The 18,669-nt window shown below is 71.6% G+C and carries 20 protein-coding genes and 1 pseudogene; 8 read left to right on the forward strand and 13 right to left on the reverse strand.

All coding sequences use genetic code 11. The features are described from left to right. Positions 1–20: 20 nt before the first annotated feature. Together OHS18_RS12270 and OHS18_RS12275 are read right to left on the reverse strand one after the other, a co-directional pair. Positions 21–1,283: a sensor histidine kinase gene (locus OHS18_RS12270; RefSeq protein ID WP_328452910.1), complete on the reverse strand. Its 1,263-nt coding sequence runs from the start codon at positions 1,281–1,283 to the stop codon at positions 21–23. Then, on the reverse strand, positions 1,280–1,951 hold the full coding sequence (locus OHS18_RS12275; protein WP_328452907.1) for a response regulator transcription factor: 672 nt from the start codon (positions 1,949–1,951) through the stop codon (positions 1,280–1,282). The genes OHS18_RS12270 and OHS18_RS12275 overlap by 4 nt, the downstream gene beginning before the upstream one ends. A 60-nt stretch (positions 1,952–2,011) precedes the next feature. Between OHS18_RS12275 and OHS18_RS12280 the strand changes: the two genes are divergently transcribed. Genes OHS18_RS12280 through OHS18_RS12295 form a run of 4 tightly spaced genes read left to right on the forward strand, consistent with a single transcriptional unit; the run spans position 2,012 to position 5,473 of the window. Continuing rightward, the gene (locus OHS18_RS12280; RefSeq protein WP_328452905.1) at positions 2,012–2,815 is read left to right on the forward strand and encodes an AfsR/SARP family transcriptional regulator; all 804 of its coding nucleotides are present in this window, start codon (positions 2,012–2,014) and stop codon (positions 2,813–2,815) included. After that, entirely contained in the window at positions 2,802–4,166 is a 1,365-nt protein-coding gene (locus tag OHS18_RS12285; RefSeq protein ID WP_328617076.1) for a hypothetical protein, read from the forward strand. Before OHS18_RS12280 ends, OHS18_RS12285 begins: the two co-directional genes overlap by 14 nt. Further along, positions 4,163–4,783, forward strand: a complete 621-nt coding sequence (locus tag OHS18_RS12290) for a helix-turn-helix transcriptional regulator (RefSeq protein ID WP_328452901.1) — start codon at positions 4,163–4,165, stop codon at positions 4,781–4,783. The genes OHS18_RS12285 and OHS18_RS12290 overlap by 4 nt, the downstream gene beginning before the upstream one ends. A 30-nt stretch (positions 4,784–4,813) precedes the next feature. Next, a complete protein-coding gene (locus OHS18_RS12295) occupies positions 4,814–5,473 on the forward strand; it encodes a response regulator transcription factor (protein WP_328452899.1) in 660 nt (219 codons plus the stop codon). On the opposite strand, the gene OHS18_RS12300 is transcribed toward OHS18_RS12295, so the two are convergent. Beyond that, a complete protein-coding gene (locus OHS18_RS12300) occupies positions 5,430–5,894 on the reverse strand; it encodes a YbaB/EbfC family nucleoid-associated protein (RefSeq protein WP_328452897.1) in 465 nt (154 codons plus the stop codon). The two genes, OHS18_RS12295 and OHS18_RS12300, sit on opposite strands and share 44 nt — an antisense overlap. After that, a complete protein-coding gene (locus tag OHS18_RS12305; RefSeq protein ID WP_328452895.1) occupies positions 5,891–6,217 on the reverse strand; it encodes a hypothetical protein in 327 nt (108 codons plus the stop codon). The genes OHS18_RS12300 and OHS18_RS12305 overlap by 4 nt, the downstream gene beginning before the upstream one ends. A 96-nt stretch (positions 6,218–6,313) precedes the next feature. Between OHS18_RS12305 and OHS18_RS12310 the strand changes: the two genes are divergently transcribed. After that, positions 6,314–7,927 (forward strand): alpha/beta hydrolase, encoded by a 1,614-nt coding sequence (locus OHS18_RS12310; RefSeq protein ID WP_328452893.1) that lies wholly within the window; start codon positions 6,314–6,316, stop codon positions 7,925–7,927. Here the strand turns inward: OHS18_RS12310 and OHS18_RS12315 are convergent. The 7 genes and pseudogenes from OHS18_RS12315 to OHS18_RS12345 form a co-directional block, all read right to left on the reverse strand. Continuing rightward, positions 7,905–8,135: a hypothetical protein gene (locus OHS18_RS12315; RefSeq protein WP_328452891.1), complete on the reverse strand. Its 231-nt coding sequence runs from the start codon at positions 8,133–8,135 to the stop codon at positions 7,905–7,907. The two genes, OHS18_RS12310 and OHS18_RS12315, sit on opposite strands and share 23 nt — an antisense overlap. Before the next feature lie 399 nt (positions 8,136–8,534). Further along, positions 8,535–8,741: a hypothetical protein gene (locus OHS18_RS12320; protein ID WP_328459242.1), complete on the reverse strand. Its 207-nt coding sequence runs from the start codon at positions 8,739–8,741 to the stop codon at positions 8,535–8,537. Between the two features lie 179 nt (positions 8,742–8,920). Next, positions 8,921–8,965, reverse strand: a pseudogene (locus OHS18_RS12325) (hypothetical protein); the annotation flags it as partial. Then, positions 8,962–9,393, reverse strand: coding sequence for an ATP dependent DNA ligase (locus OHS18_RS12330; RefSeq protein ID WP_328452889.1), 432 nt, complete (start codon positions 9,391–9,393; stop codon positions 8,962–8,964). The gene OHS18_RS12330 and the pseudogene OHS18_RS12325, both read right to left, overlap by 4 nt. Before the next feature lie 216 nt (positions 9,394–9,609). Then, positions 9,610–10,908 carry an NAD(P)/FAD-dependent oxidoreductase gene (locus OHS18_RS12335; RefSeq protein ID WP_328452887.1) on the reverse strand — a complete coding sequence of 433 codons (1,299 nt, stop codon included), beginning with the start codon at positions 10,906–10,908 and terminating at the stop codon, positions 9,610–9,612. Then, positions 10,898–11,752 carry an alpha/beta hydrolase gene (locus OHS18_RS12340; protein ID WP_328452885.1) on the reverse strand — a complete coding sequence of 285 codons (855 nt, stop codon included), beginning with the start codon at positions 11,750–11,752 and terminating at the stop codon, positions 10,898–10,900. The genes OHS18_RS12335 and OHS18_RS12340 overlap by 11 nt, the downstream gene beginning before the upstream one ends. Next, positions 11,749–12,975, reverse strand: coding sequence for a metal-dependent hydrolase family protein (locus OHS18_RS12345; protein ID WP_328452883.1), 1,227 nt, complete (start codon positions 12,973–12,975; stop codon positions 11,749–11,751). The genes OHS18_RS12340 and OHS18_RS12345 overlap by 4 nt, the downstream gene beginning before the upstream one ends. Positions 12,976–13,056: 81 nt before the next feature. Here OHS18_RS12345 and OHS18_RS12350 point away from each other — a divergent pair, with 81 nt between their 5' ends. Next, entirely contained in the window at positions 13,057–13,659 is a 603-nt protein-coding gene (locus OHS18_RS12350; protein WP_442874386.1) for a TetR/AcrR family transcriptional regulator, read from the forward strand. A 177-nt stretch (positions 13,660–13,836) separates the two neighbouring features. Beyond that, complete coding sequence (locus tag OHS18_RS12355) at positions 13,837–14,223, forward strand: hypothetical protein (RefSeq protein ID WP_328452881.1); 387 nt, start codon at positions 13,837–13,839, stop codon at positions 14,221–14,223. Here the strand turns inward: OHS18_RS12355 and OHS18_RS12360 are convergent. Together OHS18_RS12360 and OHS18_RS12365 are read right to left on the reverse strand one after the other, a co-directional pair. Continuing rightward, complete coding sequence (locus OHS18_RS12360) at positions 14,192–16,027, reverse strand: RICIN domain-containing protein (RefSeq protein ID WP_328617077.1); 1,836 nt, start codon at positions 16,025–16,027, stop codon at positions 14,192–14,194. The genes OHS18_RS12355 and OHS18_RS12360 overlap by 32 nt on opposite strands. 238 nt (positions 16,028–16,265) lie before the next feature. Then, entirely contained in the window at positions 16,266–17,273 is a 1,008-nt protein-coding gene (locus OHS18_RS12365) for a LacI family DNA-binding transcriptional regulator (protein ID WP_328452878.1), read from the reverse strand. Positions 17,274–17,431: 158 nt separating this feature from the next. On the opposite strand from OHS18_RS12365, the gene OHS18_RS12370 reads away from it, so the two are divergent. Continuing rightward, the gene (locus OHS18_RS12370) at positions 17,432–18,664 is read left to right on the forward strand and encodes a sugar ABC transporter substrate-binding protein (RefSeq protein ID WP_328617078.1); all 1,233 of its coding nucleotides are present in this window, start codon (positions 17,432–17,434) and stop codon (positions 18,662–18,664) included. Positions 18,665–18,669 lie beyond the last annotated feature (5 nt).

An 18,669-nucleotide genomic window follows, 5' to 3' on the forward strand; every position in this document is an offset into this window, starting at 1 on the left:
GGCGGAGGGCTCCGTGACACTCAGTGGCGCTCGGGTGCCAGGGGCAGTTCCAGCTCGAAGATCGCGCCGCCTTCGTCGGCGTTGTAGAGGTTGAGACGGCCGCCGTGGGCCTGCGCGACCCAGCGCACGATCGACAGGCCCAGCCCGGAGGAGCCGCTGCCGGTGCGGAACCGGTCGAACAGCTCCTCCGCCGTCGTGCTGTCGACGCCGGGCCCCTGGTCGGCCACGGTGACCCGGCCCCCGGCGACGGTGATGTGCACGACGGCCTGCTCCCCCGGCTGCCGTCCGTAGCGCAGGGCGTTGTCCAGGAGGTTGCCGATCGCCCGGCGGACCAGCGCCGGGTCGACGAGCACGGTGCACGGCGCGGCGGTGACGGCGACGCGGGCGCCCTCGGCCGGGGTGTCCTCGACCACCCCGGAGACGAGCTGGTCGAGCCAGACCGGCTGGACGGTCAGCCGGTCGACGCCCGCCGCGAGCCGGGCCCGCACGAGCAGGCCGTCGATGATCTCGCCCATCTGGGCCGACAGCGCGACCGTGCGCGGCAGCAGCTCGGCGGACTCGGCCGGGTGCCGCTGCGCCGTCTCGGCGAGGGCCCGCAGCGCGGCCACCGGCGTACGCAGGTCGTGCGCGGTCTCGGCGAGCAGCAGCTCCTGCTGCTCGAGGGCACTCGCCGCGGGCCGGATCGCGCGGCCGGACAGGACCCACCCGGTCAGGCCGAGCGCCCCGGCCAGCACCACCGCGCCGCCGACCACCCAGAGCACCTCGCGCTCGTGGGCGTCCGTTTCGGCACGCGCGTCGGTCACCGCGACCACAGCGCCGGCGTAGCGGCCGGACTGGGCCCGGACGGGGTCGACGCGTATCCGCAGCGGGCTGCCGTCGGGGGCGTCGATCCCGCCGTAGAGGAACTTGCTCTGCTCGATGGCCTGCTGCGCGTAGCCGTTGAGCACGTCGACGTCGACCGCCACGCACGGGCGGCCGCTCAGCTTCGCCGGGAACGTCCCGGATCCGCCGGGCAGCACGGCGAACTGCGGGCAGGCGTCGTTGACCTCGTCGCGGTCGGCACCGGCGGCGCTGATGCCGTCCGGGCCGTCGGCGCGCAGCAGCCGCTTGACCACGGAGGTGACGCGGTACAGCTCGTCGTCGAGGTGCTGTTCGCGCTGCCGCGAGTCGGCCGCGAGCACCAGCCAGGCGACGACGACCAGGCCGACCGTGTTCATCGCGGTGAACAGGATCGTGAGCAGCACGCGCAGACGGCGCAGGCGGTCGGCCGAGGAGCGCGTCATTCCACGGCCAGCCGGTAGCCGGTGCCGCGCACCGCGTGGATCAGGCCGGGTTCGCGCAGCTTGGCGCGCAAGCGTTTGACGACCGCGTCGACGACGTTGGCGACCGGGTCGGCCGAGCCGTCCCAGCAGTGGTCGAGCAGTTCCTCGCGGCCGACCGCCTGCCCGGCCCGGATCAGCAGCACCTCGAGCACGGCGAACTCCTTGTCCGACAACGTCAGCAGCACGCCGGCGCGGCGGACCTCGCGGCGGGCGCTGTCCAGCTCCAGGTCGGCGACGCTCAGCACGGACGGCCGGGGATTCCCGCCACGCCGGCACAGGACGTGCACGCGCGCGGCGAGCTCGGCCGGGGAGAACGGCTTGACGAGGTAGTCGTCGCCACCGTGGGCGAAGCCGTCGACGCGGTCCTGGGTGCTGTCGCGAGCGGTGAGGAACAGGACCGGGACGGCCCAGCCGCGGCGGCGCAGCCGGTCGACGAAGTGCAGCGAGTCGCCGTCGGGCAGCATCCGGTCGAAGACGACGCAGGCCACGTCGGTCTCGCGCAAAGCGGCGTCCGCGCCGGCCAGGTCGGCGGCGGTAGCGACGGCGAGACCACCGGCCGTGAGCTCGGTGGCCACCGCGAAGCGAAGGTTTTCGTCGTCCTCGACGACCAGCACCCGGGTCGTTGTCATCGAATCCTCATGTCGGATCGCCCAAGCTGAACACCGCAGACCACGAGGGGGGTGCCGGTGATGACGGCGACCACGCTGACCGAGGTGTCCACCGGGCCATTGTCCACAGTGTCCTTTCCCCCGCTGTTCTCGGTGCTCGGACCGGTCCGGGTGCGCGGGGTCCGCGGCGCCCGGAAGCCGCTGGCGGTGCTGACCGCGCTGCTGCTCCACGCTAACGAATGGGTGGACGTCGAGCAGCTGATCGCGGCGACTTGGCAGGAACAGGCCGCGCCGGTGTCGGCCGAAGCGAACCTGAAGACCTACATCTGGCACTGGCGCCGCACGCTCCCGGCCGCCGCCGGCGGACCCCGCATCGAGCGCGGCGAACACGCCTACCGGCTGCGGGTGGAGCCGGGCGAACTCGACGTCGACCACCTCGAGCTGCTGGCCGGACAGGGTCGCCGCGCACGGGACGTGGGGGCTCGTGCAAGGGCGGCGGCTCTGTTCGGCGCGGCACTGGGGCTGTGGCGCGGCACGCCGTTCGACGGGCTCCGCGCGGGCTCCGGGCCGGGGACGGTGACGTGGCTGGCGAGCGTGCACCGGAATCTGCGGCTGGAGCTGGCGGAGGTCCACGGTTCGCTGGGCCGGTTCCGCGAGGCGGAGGCGTTGCTGAGGGGACTGGTGGACGAAGACCCGTGGTGGGAGCCGCCGTGGGCCCGCTGGATGGAGCTGCTGTGCGACCGGGGTCGCAGCAGTGAGGCGATCGGGCTGTACCGCCGCGCGCGGGCGGCGCTCCGGAGCGACCTGGGGGTCGAGCCGGGGCCCGAGCTGACGGCGGCGTTCCGGCGAGCGACGGAGGGACAGGTGCGGGATGGCCGGCGCTGAGTTCTCGAGCCGCCCGGCGGTTGTGGCGGCGATCAACCCGGGGATGACCGGGCCCGTGGGCACCACGGTGCTCGCTGCGCCGCCGCCGGAGGTCGAGGGCGCGGCACAGGCCACGGAGACCGCGGCGGCGGGTGGCGTGGCCGCGGGTGGCGTCCGGCTTGCCACGGCCACGAGCCTGCCGCAGCCCGGCTCCGCGGTCGCGGCCGGCGCGCCGCTCCACCCCACGACCGACCAGGCCCCGCCGGTCGTCGCGGCCGCGGTCGGTGCGCCCCTCCGCTACGCCACTGCGCTCTCCCTGCCCGCGACCCCGCCGCCGCCCCGAACCGCGGTCACCGAGCCGCCTGCCGAATCCGCGAAACCGCTTCCCCGCGCCGGCACTCTCGTCCGCTGGGAATGCGCCGCCGCTCTCGCCGCCGCCGGCCTCACCCAGCCCTGGCCGGTCACCGCGGCGGCCGCTCTCGCCGCCGCGGTGACCGGCGGGAGCACCCTCAAGATCAAGAACCGCAGCCTCGCCGAACTCACCTCGCTCGGCCTCGGCTACCTCGCCCGCCCCCGCGACGTCGCCCTGCCGCCGCACGAACGGGCCGCAGCGCTGCTGGAGCACCTGCTGCCCGGCGTCAGCGTCGGTGCCACCGACCTCGCCGGTGTCCCCGTCCTGGTCGTCCGGCACGCCGGTGGCGTCGCGGCCGTCGCCGAGCCCACCACCAGCGGCCCGCGGTGGGTCCCGCCCGCCACGCTGCTGCCCGCGGCCGATCCCGACGGCCCCTACCCCGGTGTCCAGGCGATCTTCCACGCCGGCGGCGGACCCGGCACGCCGCCGCGACGGTGGTTCGGCATCCACGCCGTCCGCACCGCCGGGCACGCCGACGACGACGTCCTCACCCTCGTCCTGCGCAACACCCTCCGCCGCGTCCTGCGCGGCCTCACCCAGCACGGCGTCCCGTCGGAACCTCTCGGCCGCGAAGCCGGTCTCGCCACCATCGCCGCGCTCGCGCACGTCACCGGCGGCCGGACCGTACTGCGCGAAGACTGGACCCGCTGGCGCACCGGGCCGATCTCCCAGATCTGCTTCCGGGTCGACGGCCCGGTCACCGAACGTCTGGTCGCCGGCCTGCTCAGCCGCCCGCCCGGGGTCGCCGTCACCCTCGCGGCGCAAGCCCGGCGCACCCCGCGTGGCACCACCACGAGCGCCACCCTGCGCCTGGCCGCCCGCTCCCCCGCCGCCCTCGACGCCGCGCTGCCCGGGCTCACCCGCTGGTGCGCGGGCCACGGCCGGCGGCTCGACCGCCTCGACGGCCACCACCTCACCGGCGTCACCGCCACGCTCCCGATCGGAGGGACCGCAGAATGACCACGCCCCGCACCGACCTGCTGGCGGACGCCCGCCACGAAGTCCTCGTCATGAGCACCTCCGGCCCTGCGGCCCGCGCGCCGCTCGGCGCCGTCCGCCCGAACGATCACGTACACCTCGGCCGCGGCGTCGGCTACCGGATCCTGGTGCCCGACACGGCAAGGACGGCCCCGGCGCTGAGTCGGCGGCTCGGCGCCCTCGCCCTGGCCGGGGCTTCCGTGCGTACCCTTCCGGCCGTCCCGACCGACGCGCTGGTCCTCGACCGCTCGCTCGTCGTCCTGCCCGCGGACCGCGCGATCAGCTCCTCCGGTGTGCTCGCGTTCCGGCTGCCCGGCGTGGTCACGACGACCGTCGAGCTGTTCGAACGGCTCTGGCCGGTCGCCACCCCGCTGATCGAAGGCGGCCACGACGAGGCGCTCGACCAGCGCCAGTCCCGGCTGCTGGAGCTGCTCACCACCGGCCACACCGACGAGTCCGCCGCGGCCGAGCTCGGCGTGTCCGTGCGCACCGTGCGCCGCATGGTCGCCGACATCATGCGGCGTCTCGGCGCGCGCAGCCGGTTCCAGGCCGGGGTCAAGGCCGCCGATCGCGGCTGGCTGCTGGCCGAAGCGGGCTGACCGGACGCCGGGGCGCTACTGTCCGGAAGTGTGCGCGTGCTGATCGTCGAAGACGACCCCGACCTCCGGCTCGCGGTCGGCGCTTCGCTGCGCGGGGCCGGGTTCGCCGTCGACGTGGTCGGCGACCTGCCCGCCGCCGACGAGGCGCTCTGGGTCAACACCTACGACTGCGCGGTCCTGGACCGGATGCTGCCGTCCGGCGACGCCGTCGGGTTCCTCGCGGCGAAGCGGGCGGCCGGCCTGCAGACGCCGGTGCTGTTCCTCACCGCGCGCGACGCCGTCGCCGACCGCATCGCCGGGCTCGCCCACGCCGACGACTACCTGGTGAAACCGTTCGCGGTGGACGAGCTCGTGGCCCGCGTCCGCAACCTGTGCCGCCGGGCGCCGCGCCCCGCCGAGCCGGTGGTACTGCGCTGCGGCGACCTCGAAGTGGACGTCGGCGGCCGTCAGGTGCGGCGGGCCGGGGTCCTGCTCACGGTGACGCACACGGAGTTCGCGGTCCTGGAGCTGCTGGCGCGGCGCGCGGGCGAGGCGGTGCCGCGGGCCGAGCTGATCGCGCACGCCTGGGACGAGATGGCCACCCCGGCGACCAACGTCCTCGACGTCGTCATCGCGCAGCTGCGGCGCAAGCTCCGGCCGCCGGCCCTCATCCACACCGAGCACCGCGTGGGGTACCGGCTGGCGCCGTGAGCCCGTGCGCGAGCGTGGAATTCCTGTGCTCGACCGCCTTTCCGGCCCGCCGCACGGTGGCGACGATCACCGTCGCCAGCGCTTTCGAATCGTGACAGGCGCGCGGGCTCACCTCGAGGTCCGCGAGCCGGCCGTCGCCGGTGACGGTGGCGCTGATCAGGCCGTCGTCCGAGAACGCCGTCTCGCGCACACCCGGCAGTTCGTCGCGGAACCGCTCGAGACTGTCGCGCAGCGCGGGAAAGCCGTCCAGTTCCCGAAGCAGCGGTTCGAAATCGAACTCGGCGTCAGCCGCCACGGTGTCGAGCACTCTCGCGGCGAGGCGGTCCGGCTCCCGCAGGAGGCGGGGGTCGAGCCACAGCCGCACCAGTTCGCCGCGCTCGCCGAGCGTGGCGCGGACGGTACCGTCCGGCGACTCGCTCATCGGCCGGCCGCCATCGCGGCCCGGGCCCGCTGGTCGGCGGCCGCGTAGTCCGCGGCGGACAACCGGCCGGCCTCGGCGGTCGCGGCGAAGTCCGGCGCGACGAATCCGGCGGACTGGCGCACCGCGTCGCTCGTGCCCGTATAGCCGCCACGGAACGCCGCGCCCAGCACGCCGGTGCCGATGGCCGGTTCGCCCGCGGCGATGGCCGAATCACCGGCACGCCAGGCAGTTCCGAGGGCCGTGCCGCTGTCGGCGAGAGCCTGCGCGCCGCGGTCGACGGTGTCGGTTTCCATGCCCATCTGATCGCCCGCTGCTGTGGTCACCCGCTCATTCTGCGGCGGGCGGGCGGCGGCGAAACGCCGTTGTCCGCTTCCGGCCACCGGGCGCGTTTTCGGTGCCCCGGGTGGAATCCTGGAGCCATGCCGATCGCCGAACCCGCCGACGCCCTGTGGGGCGCGGTGAAGGCCAAGGTCCCGTGGCCCGACACGAACGAGGACTCCGTCCGGACACTCGCCGGGTCCTGGGAGTCGGCGGCCGGGACGTTCGACCGGGCCGCCGGGACGAACACCGCCGACCTGACGACGTCGTGGACCGACACCGCCGGTGTCGCGATGTTCGCCCGGGCGCACCGGGTGCTGACCCAGGCCGGCGACAACGGCCAGGCGATGCGGCAGGTCGCGGCCCGGGTGACGAACTTCGCCGGCGAAGTCACCGCGGCCAAACAGTCCCTTGTGGACCTCATCGCGCAGAACTCCGCCACCTACGAAAACCTCGGCAAGCTGCCCGCCGGGGCGAGCGACGCCTACCGGGCGCAGTTCGCGAGCCAGGTGGCGAGCCTCGCGCAGGGCATCCTCGACGACGCCGCGGGCCGCGTCTCCGCGGGCGCCGGGGCTCCGCTGGCCGCACCCGACCACGGTCCGGCCCCCGCGGCGCCGCCGGGTGGCGGGCCGGCGACGGTCAAAGGGTGGTGGGACGGCCTGTCCGACGCCGACCGTGCGAAGGTCATGCAGGACGCGCCGGACTCGATCCGCAACCTCGACGGCGTCCCCGCGACGGTCCGCGACTCGCTGAACCGCGCCGCGCTGGACCGGGAGGTCGACGCCGCGAGCGCCGCTCTCAAAGCCGACCAGAACCAGGGCTACAACCCTTACACGGGTGGCGGGGGCGGTGTCCCGGACGGCGGCGACAGCGCTCTGAAGGACCGCGTCAACGGCCTGACCGCGTTGCGCGACCGACTGAACGGCGGCGGGCCACCGACGTTCCTGCTGGAGCTCGACACGGCCGCGGACGGCAAGGGCGTGGTCGCGACCGGGAACCCCGACACGGCCGCGAACGTCACGACGTACGTCCCGGGCACCATGGCGGACCTGAACAGCATCACCGGGGACGTCCACCGCGCCGACGTGATGTACGACGCCGCGCAGGCCGCGGGGTCACCGTCCACTTCGGTCATCACGTGGGTCGGCTACGACGCGCCGGACCAGCTCTACAACGCCGGGGACGAGTCCTACGCCGACGGCGGCAAGGGCGACCTGCAGACGTTCCAGGACGGCTTGCGCGCCACGCACGTCGGCCCTGCCTCGCACAACACGGTGCTGGGCCACAGCTACGGCACGACGACGATCGGCCACGCGGCCCGCGACGGCGGCCTGAACGCCGACGACCTCGTGTTCGTGGCGAGCCCGGGCGTCGGTGTGGACCAAGCCGCTCAGCTGCACCTCGACGGCGTCGACCAGGCGCACGTCGCCGAGCACGTCCACTCGACGACCGCGGCCAACGACCTGATCAGCATCACGAACGGCAAGATCAACCCGGGTCCGTACCAGCCGGGCGGCCCGCTCACCTCGGACCACGACGTCGCACTGGGCCCGAACCCCGCAGACCGGCCCTTCGGCGGCGACGTGTTCGCCTCCGCCCCAGGCACCCCGGGCCCGACGGGCGGCCCGAGCGGCGCGGCGCACAGCGAGTACTGGGACCCGGGCAACCCGGCGTTGACGACGATCGGGGACATCATCGCCGGCCGCAGGTCATGACCTCAGGCGCGTCACCGCGGTGCAGGCCCGGCCTCGGCGACGACGTCCCGTACTTGTCGGCGAGCAGTTGTCGGACCACCGCCACATCGTCGATGACGTCGATGGCCTCGGCGCTTCGGCGTGCCTGACGAGCGTCGAAGCAGGTGGCCTGCAGAGCGAGCAGCTCGTCACCGAATTGCCGTTCCCCATCAACCTCGACCGCGCACAACTCAAAGACAAATCAGCCTTCGAACAAGTACGCCGCACCTGGACAACGCTCGGATTCCGCCACGCCACCGGCCAGCTGTGGATCATGGATCCTGCCAACGGAACTCACCACAACGCCGTCACTCAGATCGAAAACCCTTGGTCTATCGCGTATTGCGCCAACCACACGACCCAGACAACGGACAATCGATCTCAACTCCACGGCGGCCACGCCAACAAGCAACACCGGGCGCCACATGTGCTCGAAGCGATCGGCCGCGCCGGCTGTCCCACTCGACCTTCGCGACGCACGACCAGCAGGAAGGCATGGCCGCGTTCACCGGGAAGCGCCCGGCGGAGTTCCGGCACGTATGAACCGCCGAGGGAGCCCGGCACTCACCGGTGCCGGGCTCCCCCGTGGTCACGGGCAGGTCGGCGCAGGTTCCGCGGCGGATGCACCGGCCGACGTCAGCTGGGCCAGGCCGCGGCCGCCGAGCCCGAGGATGGCCTGGGTGGTGGCGCGCACGACGGTGTCGGCGTTGTAGCCGGTGGCGTCGTAGGCGATCGCGCCACGGTTCGCGGGGACGCCCGCGCAGCCGACCTGCAGGCCGGTGATGAAGGGCCGCAAGCTCGTCCAGCAACACGTACTCGATGACGCCCTCCCCGCGACCGGAGCGCCTGCCGGAGGTGGGCAGCCGGACGGTGGTCGGCCAGTCGGGCGCACCGCTCGCGACGTTCTTCTCGAAGAACTGCTGGCCGGCAACCCCCGTGGGGAAAGCGGATGAACGTGACGGGACGGCCGGCCAGATGCAGCAGCAGGGCCGGGGCGACCCGTGAGTAGTAGTTGATCACTTTGCCTTTGGTGAACCCGCCTGCGGGTAGAGGACTTTGCCGAGGTTCGAGATGGTCAGCCGCCGGTTCTCGACCTGAACCGTCACCTTCTCGCCCAACTGCGTCGGCTGTGTGCCTGCCGCTTCCGGGTGTTCGGCAGCGTCCGTTGCTGTCGGCGTCGGCCTTGTCACCGTGGGTGCCGGCATTGCACCCGGGGCGATGACGTCGTTGGGTTTGCGGTCCTCGCGCAGCCCGCGCCAGGCGGTGTGGCGGGCGCGGCCGGCGCTGGTAAAGGTGCGGAAGACGATCCCGCCGACGAGTTCAGGTTCGCCCCAGCGGACGCGGGCGACGTCCGCGCAGGGCGGCGCGACGGCGAAGGGACGGGTGCGTCGTTCCAGCTGTTCGAGGCGGGCAAGCGCGGTCCGCTTCGCTGAACCCGTTGCCTCCACCGGACCAGCCACCGAGGCGCCAGATCCCAGCACAGCGCCGTGGTGAACTCGGCGCCGAAGCCGTCACCGCCGACGAGCAGCCGTCCGAGATCCGCGCCATTTCGACAGGCGCCTCCTCAAGGACACCGAGACACCGCGGCAGTGCTGCATGGCACGGCGTCACGGCTGCTCGACAACTCGCCTACGGAGAACAACGGCCTCGTCCGAGCTCCCTGCTCAGCCCAGCACCGTGCCCGAGTTCGCCGTGTTTCGGTTGCGCTTACGCGAGAACGCACCCAGGTCGATCTCCAGGCCAGTGCGCGGGGCCCGGAACCGGACGGGCACCGCGTCGTGGTCGACGCCGTTCTCCACCTGGTTGATCAGCTCCGTCATCAGCTGCCCCACGACCGGCGCGTTCTTGAACTGGTTGCCACTCGTTCCGATCGCGAGGTAGAAGCCCTCGAGTTCGGTGCGGTCGTAGATCGGGGTCCAATCGTCGGCGACGTCGTAAACGCCCACCACGCCGCGCGCCCGGTTGGGCACCGCCAGATCGGGTAGCCGCCGTGCAGCCCGCGTCACCTGAGCCTCGAAGACCGCGGCCGTCGGGTGGATGTCGACGGCGTCCGGGTCGTCGATCCACTGCATCGGATCACACTCCGGCTCCGTTCCGCCGACGAGCAGGCCCCCTGCCGCCTCACCACGGAAATAGGTGCCCAGATCCATGTCCGCCACCACCGGCCCGCCGTAGCTCTCCAAAACCGGCACGTGCGCTACTTCCTGCCTCATCGGGCGCACACCGACCGTGAAGTCGGAACCCACGCCGGCCAACCGGTTCACCGCGCCCGACCACGGACCGGCCGCGTTGACCACGACGGCACAGGGAAGCCGGGTGCCGTCCGACAGCCGCACCGACGTCACGCGCCCGCCGGCCTTCTCCACCGCTGTCACCGTGCTGCGGAAGCGGAGCTCCGCCCCGCACGCCGAGGCCGCGGCGGCGAGGTTCACGGCGGCGAGGCTCGGGTCCGAGACGTAACCGGCATCCGGGGTGTACACGCCACCGAGCGAATGGTGCGCGTCCTCCCAGAATTCCTCGTCGGCGAGCCGCTTCGGCGGCCAATAGCGGCCGGCGTCGATACCCGGAACGCGCTCGGCCAAGGTCGCGCTGTCCCATTCCTCGTAGGGAACACCGATCTCATCGAACAACGGAAGCCATGACGTACGCGGAGCCGCCTCGACGTCCAGCATGACCAGCCCGCTCTTGTGGAACATCGCGAGATCGCCGACATCGTGCCCTAGGTGGCCGGCCCAGTCGAGCCAGCCGAACTGCGCCTCCCACGCCGTCGCCACCCCGGCGGCGGTGGAAAAGTTGAACCGGACGATCGCGCTCGATGCCGAGGTCGACCCCTGGCCGGCCCCAGGGGCCCGATCGAGCACGTTCACCCGGTGCCCCGCCCGGGCAAGCTCAAGGGCGATCGACGAACCGATCACCCCGGCCCCGATCACGACCACATCGGCACTCGGGCGCTTACCGGGCACGGCAGGTCCTGAGGTAGCTGAGGAACGAGGCCTGAAGGCCGGTCACGTGCGTTTCGCGCAGGACCGCGCTGGTGACGGCGCCGCCGCGGGCGGTCAGGTGGTGCAGGACGGTGGCCGTGTTCTTCGCGAGGTTCTGGTAGACGGCCAGGTCTCCGAGAAGCTCTTGTTCGTTGAGGGTGACGTGAAGCTTGGCGGCAGGCAGGCGGTCGCCCATTTCTTCGAGCCGTGCGAAGACCTGACTGTCTTCACCGACGACACCGGGGCTGCCCGCTCCGATGCTCTCGAAGAGTGTGCTGCCGGTGAGCCAGGCGTAGAGGCTGAAGAGTCCGCCGTAGGAGTAGCCGAAGAGGCCGTGACCGCTCGCGGCCGTGCCGTAGTCGCGTTCGATCCGCGGGTGCAGTTCCGCGGTGAGGAAGCTCAGGAACGCATCGGCGTGGGCGTCGCGCAGTTCGGCGAGGTAGGCGTCGGCTTCCTCGCGGGTCATCGAACCCATTCGGATTCCCGTTTCCACGGCGTCGACGAACTCCTGGGCGATGGGCTCGCCGGGTGGCACGAGGTCTCTGTTGCGCAGCCGTGCCCAGTGCTGTGCGTCCTCGCCCGCGTAGCCGACGCTGACCTGGATGTAGGGCTGGAGCTGCTGCATGGGGTCTTTCTGGGTGACGATGAGCGGAGCCGTCATGCCCACGGCCCAGTTGCCGTCGAGCACGTACACGACAGGAGTTCGCGTCGTCGCGGGGTCGTAGCCCGGTGGTGTGGTGACCCAGACGCCGTAGTCGTGCCCGCCGCTGGAACGCAGCTCGAAGTAGTCGGTGTCGGCGAGGCAGCCCTGCCACATGGTGCTCATCGGAGGTCCTTCACAATTCGGCCGGCCTTGAGTACGAGGACGGCGTTGGCGGGGTCGGCGAACAGCTCCGGGTCTTCGACCGGGTTGCCGTTCCACAGCACGAGGTCGGCCTGCGCGCCGGGAGCGATGACACCGGCTTGGCCGGCCAGGCCGAGGATCTCGGCGTTGGTCCTGGTGGCCGCCACGAGAGCTGCCATCGGTGTTTCGAGCTTCGCGCGCAGCCTGAGCTCTTCGCCCCGGCGGTCCTGAGCCGGGCCGATGAGATCGGAGCCCAGCCCGATCCGCACTCCGGCCTCCTTGGCGACGGCGAGCGCCTCGGTCATCCGCTCACGAACACCCAGCACCCGGTCGCGGGTGGATTCGTCGAGGCCCGCTCCGGCGGTGTCGTGCAGCAGTTGCTCGACGACGGCGAACGTGGGCACGAGGGCGACGTCTCGAGTGGCCATCAGGGTGGCCGTGGCTTCGTCGAGATCGGTGCCGTGTTCGACACAGCGCGCCCCGGCCTCGATCGCGTTCCGGATGCCGTCGTTGTTGTGGGCGTGCACCGTCACGTAGGTGCCCCGCGCCGCGGCCTCCTGAACAGCGACGGCGATCTCCTCGACGGTGAACTGGGTGTCGGTCAGCCGGTCGTGGGCGCCGACCACTCCGCCGGTCACGCAGAGCTTCAGGAAGGAGGCTCCGCGGCGGAACGCCTCGCGCACGTTGCGCCGCAGCTCGTCCGCGTTGCCGGACATCATGGACAGGGCGCACAGGCCGGGCAGGTGGTGGCTGCTCCACAGCTCGGTGGGTTCCCAGTCGGCTCCGTAGTAGCCGTGCCCGCCGATCTGGCACTGAACCGGTCCGCAGGACAGGACGCGCGGCCCCCGGACCTTGCCCTTCGCGATCGTGGTGACGAGTCCGCCGTCGACCCCGCCGGTGTCCCGGACGGTGGTGAAGCCGGCGTCGAGCGTCGCGCCGGCCGTGGCGAAGATGTCCGCCGCGAGCTCGGCGGCGCTGATCCGGAACGAGAACTGCGGCTGGATCGGGCTCGACAGGCCCAAGTGGACGTGAGCGTCGATCAGGCCGGGCGTCATCGTCAGGCCTCCGGCATCGAGGTGCTCGCCGTGTGCGCCGGAGGCACCGACCTGGGTGATGTGCCCGTCTTCGATGGTGACGTCGACGTCGACCGGGTCGCGACCCGATCCGTCGACGACCGTCGCGCCGACCACTTGACACCGTTCCACGAGTCGTTCCCTCCACCGGCGCCGACTGCGACCATGTGTGAGCAACACGGCGTCGCCAGTCTCTTATCCAATGGATAAACTATGGGAGTGATCCTGTCAAACGCGGAACGCAAGGGCGACGCACGCGGGCGTCTCCTGGCTCGGCTTCTCGACGCCTTCGGCGAGGACCTTCCTTCACCGGAGGTGTCGCTTCGTGAGATCGCGGCCAGGACCGAGACCACCCACGCCCTCCTTCGATACCACTTCGGTTCACTTCCGGGCGTCTTGGCGGCCATGCTCGAAGCGCAGCGATCTCGTGACAACGAGGCACTGCTCGAGGCAGCCCGGCAAGGCACCTTCGACGACCTCGTCGTGGCGATCTGGCGGACGTACACCCGCCCGGAGCAGCTGTCGCGGGTCCGCGGCTTCTTCCATGTCGTAGGACTCGCCGCGTACAGCCCAGAGGACTTTCGTGAGTTCATCGATTCGCTCGACGACCTGACCAAGATGCTGGCTTCGCTCGCGGAACGCGAGGGGCTCGACACCGAGGAAGCGTCGACTTTGGCCACCGTCACCGTTGCCGCGATACGTGGCCTTCTCTTGCAGGAGGTGCTGACTCCGGCAGTCCCCTCGGAGGACGCGGTCGCCTTGATCCTGCGCATGGGCAAGGACCGATCCGTTCCACGGACACGCCCGGGGCCTTGAGCAGGTCGCCCCTTCCGCCGCCGTGGCTCGCCCGCGAACCCGCCTGATATCGGACACGCTCGCGGCGGCACTTCCGGCTGCGCCAGATGGTAGTCGAACAACGGCGCGGCGTTTCATCTCGCGGCGTCGCAGGAACGGCAGCGGACGATGGGTCAGTTCGCGGTGTGCTCGAACGCGATGCTCCTGCTGCTCGACGAGCCGCTCGCCGCGATGGGCGCCAAGGAGAGCGCGGTGATCCTGCGCCTGCTGCGGGAACTGAAGCAGCGAGGGGACATCGCGATCATCCTCATCGCCCACAACTACGGCCAGGTGATGGACGTCAGCGACCGGGTGAACCTGTTGCAGCACGGCGAGATCACCTTCGACCGGCGATCCGGCGACACGTCGGTGGCCGAGCTCCTCGAACTGGTGAACGCGGAGTACCGCCTCGACAGCGAGCACCAGTACTGCCACGACAATCCGGCGGAGCCGAAGCGCCTGCGCCTCGGCTCCGCCGGAACCCTGCGCCCCGCGACAGCCGTTCGGCTTTGCTTCAGTGGCCCCAGAGCCGCCAGGTCTGGTTGAGCGGGCTGCCCTGCGTGGCCGGATTGCACGTCCATTGGTGGATCACCGCACCCGCGGCGGCCGATACGGCGTTCACGTCGACGCACTTGCCGCTATGGCGGGCAACCAGCTGGTAGTCGTGGGAATCGTTGCCGCCGTACGTCACCTTGCGCAGCGTGAACTGCTGGTTCGCGGCTCCGCTGAGGCAGGTCCACTGCTGCACGGCAGCGCCGTCCGCGGTCGAGGCGCCGTTGACGTCCAGGCACTTGCCGGTCTGCTGGTTGACCAAGGTGAACGTGCCGGCCGCCCCGGAGACCGGGCGGAAGTTCCAGAGTTGCTGGTCGCCGCCCTCGCACGGGTACTGCTGCTGCTGGTTGCCGTCAGCGGTGTTCAGATTGGCGTTGTCCAGGCACTGCTGGGAATGCTGAGCGACCGCGACCGACGGGAAGCCGGCGTCCGATGGCGGCAGCAGGGTGATGGTGAAGGAGTCGTCGATGGCGCTGTGCGGCAGGTTGACCGTCGCCGCGTTGCCGGACAGGCTCACCACCGAGTTCTGCACCGTGACCGGCCCCTGGACCGCACCCCCGCCGTTGTAGGGGATGCGCTGGACGAGCACACGCACCTGGTTGTCCTGGACGAGGCCGCTCGTGGTGTCCAGCCGGTTCAGGTTCACCGCGATATTGCCGGTCGTCCGGCCACCGCCGACGAGGATCTTCGCCACGCCACTGGCCTTCGTGGCGAACGCGTCGTAGTCCGCGCTGGGCGTCGAAGAGACGACCTGGCCGGTCTGGGACCCGTAGAAGCGGTAGACCCACCACTCGCCCTTCGGCAGGTGCCGGCCGGCCGAGTCGCGGACGAGAAGGTTGGCGAGGTCGTTGTGGAGGTTCCCGGTGCTCGCCCAGTTCGCGCGCAGGCCGTCGGCGCCGGCCCGTTCCAGGCGCGCGATGTACCAGGAGCCGTCGCCCGGGTTCTGTTCGTTCGAGGCGCCGTATTCGTTGATCTGGTACGGCCTCGGGTGCGGGATGCCCCGCGGGTCGAGCGTGGCGTTGGCTGCCGCGACGTTGGCCACGGGATCCCCGGGCAGGGAGTGCCAGCTGACGATGTCGGGGACGACGTTGTTGGCGCGGACGAAGTCGAGGTACTGGTTCCACCAGGTGTTCGTGGTCGACGGGACACCGGCGAAGCTGGGGCCGACGATCAGCTGGTCCGGGAACGCCGCCCGGACGCGCTGGTACGTGCGTCGCCACAGCTCGAAGTACTGCGACTGCGTGCGGTTCCAGAAGATTCCGAGGTTCGGCTCGTTCCAGAGGTCCCACTCGACCGGGGCACCCGTCGCCCGGACGTCGTTGATCAGCCGCGTGAGAAAGCTGTCGTAGTCGCTCCAGTCGCCGTTGTCCCCGGGGAAACGGGAGATCGGGTAACCGTCGGCGCCCCACAGGTCGTGGACGAGCAGGACGAACTGACCGCCGAGGGATCGCGTGCGAAGCAACTGGGCGCGGGTCGCGTTCCACCGGCGGTCGTACCGGCCCGACACCCAGCCACCCGGGCTGTCGAGCTGCGCTCCCCCGGCACGCATGTACCGGAACCGCACGTCGCGGTAGAAGTGGTCGGCGGGCCCCGACGCGTTTTCGGTCATCCCGTAGATCCAGCCCGAAGCCCGGTAGGTCGGCGCCCCGCCCGCGATGGAGAAGTCGACGCCGACGGATTCGTCGGCGGCCTGGGCCGGGTTGGTGGCCGTGGTCAGGGAGGCCGCGACGAGCGCGGCCCCGGTGAGGAGAGTGGCGAGGCGGCGACGCGGTCGCCGGGCCGTGCGGACAGTGTCCACTTGCGACTCCTTGGACGTGGGGAGGTCCCGGACTCAAGCGGAGAGACGGCCGGCGGCGACGCGGGAAAAGCTCGGTGGAGCGACCGCCGTGGGCGGCGGTGCGGAAGTTCGCCGTTGAACCATCGACACTCCGACCGGACCGGGCGGTAAGAAAGATTCGAACCGGTTCGATGCGACGACGAGAGTACGCCCAAGAGAGTCGGGCAATCAAGAGAGACTTGGTCGAACCGGTTCCGCCTTACCGGCGTGCACCGGTGCTCGACCGCAAGGAGATCGCGGGCTCGAGCAGCGCGTGCCGCGGCGTGGCCGACGCGTCCCCGATCTGCTCCAGCAGCAGCGCTACGGCAAGCCTGGCCATCTCCCTGGCCGGTACGTCCGCCGCCGTGAGCGGCGGGTGGAAGTCCTCCGCCAGGCGGTCGGCGATCACCCCGGTGACCGAGAAGTCCCGCGGCACGTTCAGCCCCGCGTGCAGCAGCGCCCGCTGCACACCGGGCAGCGCAGCCTCGTTGATGGTCACCACGGCGGTGACATCGGGCCAGTCGGCCCGGATCCGCTCGAAGCACGTCAGGCCGGCGGCGGGCTCGTCGGCGCAGCACACGTGGTGCGCGGTGAGGCCGCGTTCCGCGGCCGCCTTGCGGAATCCTGCGGCCGCGCGCAGGGCGGGGCCGTAGCCCGCGGCGACGAGCTCGTCCGAGCGGTTGACAAGGACGACGTCGCGGTGCCCGAGGTCGGCCAGGTGGTGGACACATCGGCTGATCAGCGCCGCGTAGTCGACGTCCACCCACCACAGCGCGCCGGGATGCTCGGTGTGCCCGATGGTGACAAACGGCAGCCCGGCCTGGCCGAGCCGCTCGACCCGCGGATCTTCCAGGAGGATCTCCATCAGGATGACCCCGTCGACCCGGCGGCCGGTGACGATCCGGTCGAACGACCGGCTGTGGTCTCCACCGCCCGGCGAGAGCAGCACGTCGTGGTCGTGCACCGCGGCCGCCTCCACCACGCTGGCCACGAAGCCAAGCTGTGCGTCGGTCAGCCGGGCGCTCGCCGGGGGGATCACCAGTCCGAACGTCCGGGTGCGGCCTTCCGCGAGGGCACGGGCGCTGGCGTTGGGCCGGTAGCCGAGCTCGGCGATCACGTCGTTGATCCGCCGCACGGTCGCCGCGGAGACCGGCCGTTTCCCGCTGAGCGCGTAGGACACCGTGCTGCGCGACACCCCGGCGCGCCGGGCGATCTCCCCGATGTTCATCCACACCTCTCCGTTCGGCATAGGAACCGGTTCGACCGATCCGTCGACGATCGTAACGCGTACTTGCGCCGTCAGGACGTGAAGGCTACGTTGACGTCGCCTTCTGGCATCGAACCGGTTCGATGTAGTCGTCACCGCAGCCGCAGGAAGGGACCACCATGCACCGCTCCCGCCGTTTCCCCGCCGCCCTGGCCGCGCTCGGCTTGGCCGCGTCCCTGACCGCGTGCTCGCCGTCGTCCGGCACCGGCGGCTCCGGTGATGCCGGTCCGTTCTCCCTGTGGGACCCGTACCCGCAGTTCGACGCGAGCTCGGAGTGGGCGCAGGTGATCGGCAAGTGCGGCACGGAGGCGGGCGTGCAGATCCAGCGCCAGTCCTACGACACCACCGACCTGACCAACAAGGTCCTGCTCGCCGCGCAGCAACGCACCGCCCCGAACGTGCTGGTCCTGGACAACCCGGTGGTGAGCACGCTCGCCGAAGGCGGGGTGCTGAAGGCGAACGAGGACGTCGGGCTGGACGCCGGCCAGGCGTCCCCGAACCTCCTGGGCGCCGGGCAGGTCGGCGGCCACACCTACGGCGTGCCGATCGGGGCGAACACGCTCGCGCTCTACTACAACAAGACCGTGCTCACCGCGGCCGGCGTCGACCCGGCCTCGATCAAGGACTGGGCCTCCCTCGACTCCGCCCTGGCCAAGGTGAAGGCGACGGGCAAGAAGGGGATCACGTTCTCCGCGATCGGCACCGAGGAGGGCACGTTCCAGTTCCTGCCCTGGTTCTGGGGCGCCGGAGCGGCGCTGACCGACCTGGGCACCCCCGCCGCCACCGCCGCGCTCGAGATGTGGAAGTCGTGGCTGGACAAGGGGTACGCCCCCAACTCGGTGGTGAACAACACCCAGACCACCAGCTGGCAGGAGTTCGCCACCGGGGAGTACGCGTTCGCCGAAAACGGCACCTGGCAGCTGCAGAACGCGAAGAAGGCCGGGTTCGAGTACGGCGTCGTCCCGATTCCCGCCCGGGCCGGGGGAACAGCGCCGGCACCCACCGGCGGTGAGTTCGTCACCGTCACCGCCCAGGACGACAAGGACAAGGAAGCCAAGGCCGCGCGCATCGCCGCGTGCCTGACCAACCCCGACAAGGTGCTCGCGACGGACACCGCCCTCACCTACGTCTCCGCCGTTCCCTCGGTTCAGCAACAGCAGGTCGCCCAGGCGCCGGAACTGGCCGTCTGGGTGGACGCGGTGAAAAACGCCAAGGGCCGCACCGGGGACGGCCTCGGCACCCGGTACCCGCGGATCTCGCAGCCCCTGTGGGGTGCGGTCCAGGCCGCGCTGACCGGGTCGAAGACACCGCAAGCCGCGCTCGCGGACGCCCAGGCCGCGGCCGCGAAGTAGGTGCC

Source organism: Amycolatopsis sp. NBC_00355 (assembly GCF_036104975.1).
In the GTDB taxonomy this organism is placed as follows: Bacteria; Actinomycetota; Actinomycetes; order Mycobacteriales; family Pseudonocardiaceae; genus Amycolatopsis.

Coding starts and splice junctions, on each gene's coding strand:
- OHS18_RS12270 (WP_328452910.1), bottom strand. CDS start 1,283: ATGACGCGCTCCTCGGCCGACCGCCTGCGCCGTCTGCGCGTGCTGCTC.
- OHS18_RS12275 (WP_328452907.1), bottom strand. CDS start 1,951: ATGACAACGACCCGGGTGCTGGTCGTCGAGGACGACGAAAACCTTCGC.
- OHS18_RS12280 (WP_328452905.1), top strand. CDS start 2,012: ATGACGGCGACCACGCTGACCGAGGTGTCCACCGGGCCATTGTCCACA.
- OHS18_RS12285 (WP_328617076.1), top strand. CDS start 2,802: ATGGCCGGCGCTGAGTTCTCGAGCCGCCCGGCGGTTGTGGCGGCGATC.
- OHS18_RS12290 (WP_328452901.1), top strand. CDS start 4,163: ATGACCACGCCCCGCACCGACCTGCTGGCGGACGCCCGCCACGAAGTC.
- OHS18_RS12300 (WP_328452897.1), bottom strand. CDS start 5,894: ATGAGCGAGTCGCCGGACGGTACCGTCCGCGCCACGCTCGGCGAGCGC.
- OHS18_RS12310 (WP_328452893.1), top strand. CDS start 6,314: ATGCCGATCGCCGAACCCGCCGACGCCCTGTGGGGCGCGGTGAAGGCC.
- OHS18_RS12340 (WP_328452885.1), bottom strand. CDS start 11,752: ATGAGCACCATGTGGCAGGGCTGCCTCGCCGACACCGACTACTTCGAG.
- OHS18_RS12350 (WP_442874386.1), top strand. CDS start 13,057: ATGGGAGTGATCCTGTCAAACGCGGAACGCAAGGGCGACGCACGCGGG.
- OHS18_RS12355 (WP_328452881.1), top strand. CDS start 13,837: ATGCTCCTGCTGCTCGACGAGCCGCTCGCCGCGATGGGCGCCAAGGAG.
- OHS18_RS12365 (WP_328452878.1), bottom strand. CDS start 17,273: ATGAACATCGGGGAGATCGCCCGGCGCGCCGGGGTGTCGCGCAGCACG.
- OHS18_RS12370 (WP_328617078.1), top strand. CDS start 17,432: ATGCACCGCTCCCGCCGTTTCCCCGCCGCCCTGGCCGCGCTCGGCTTG.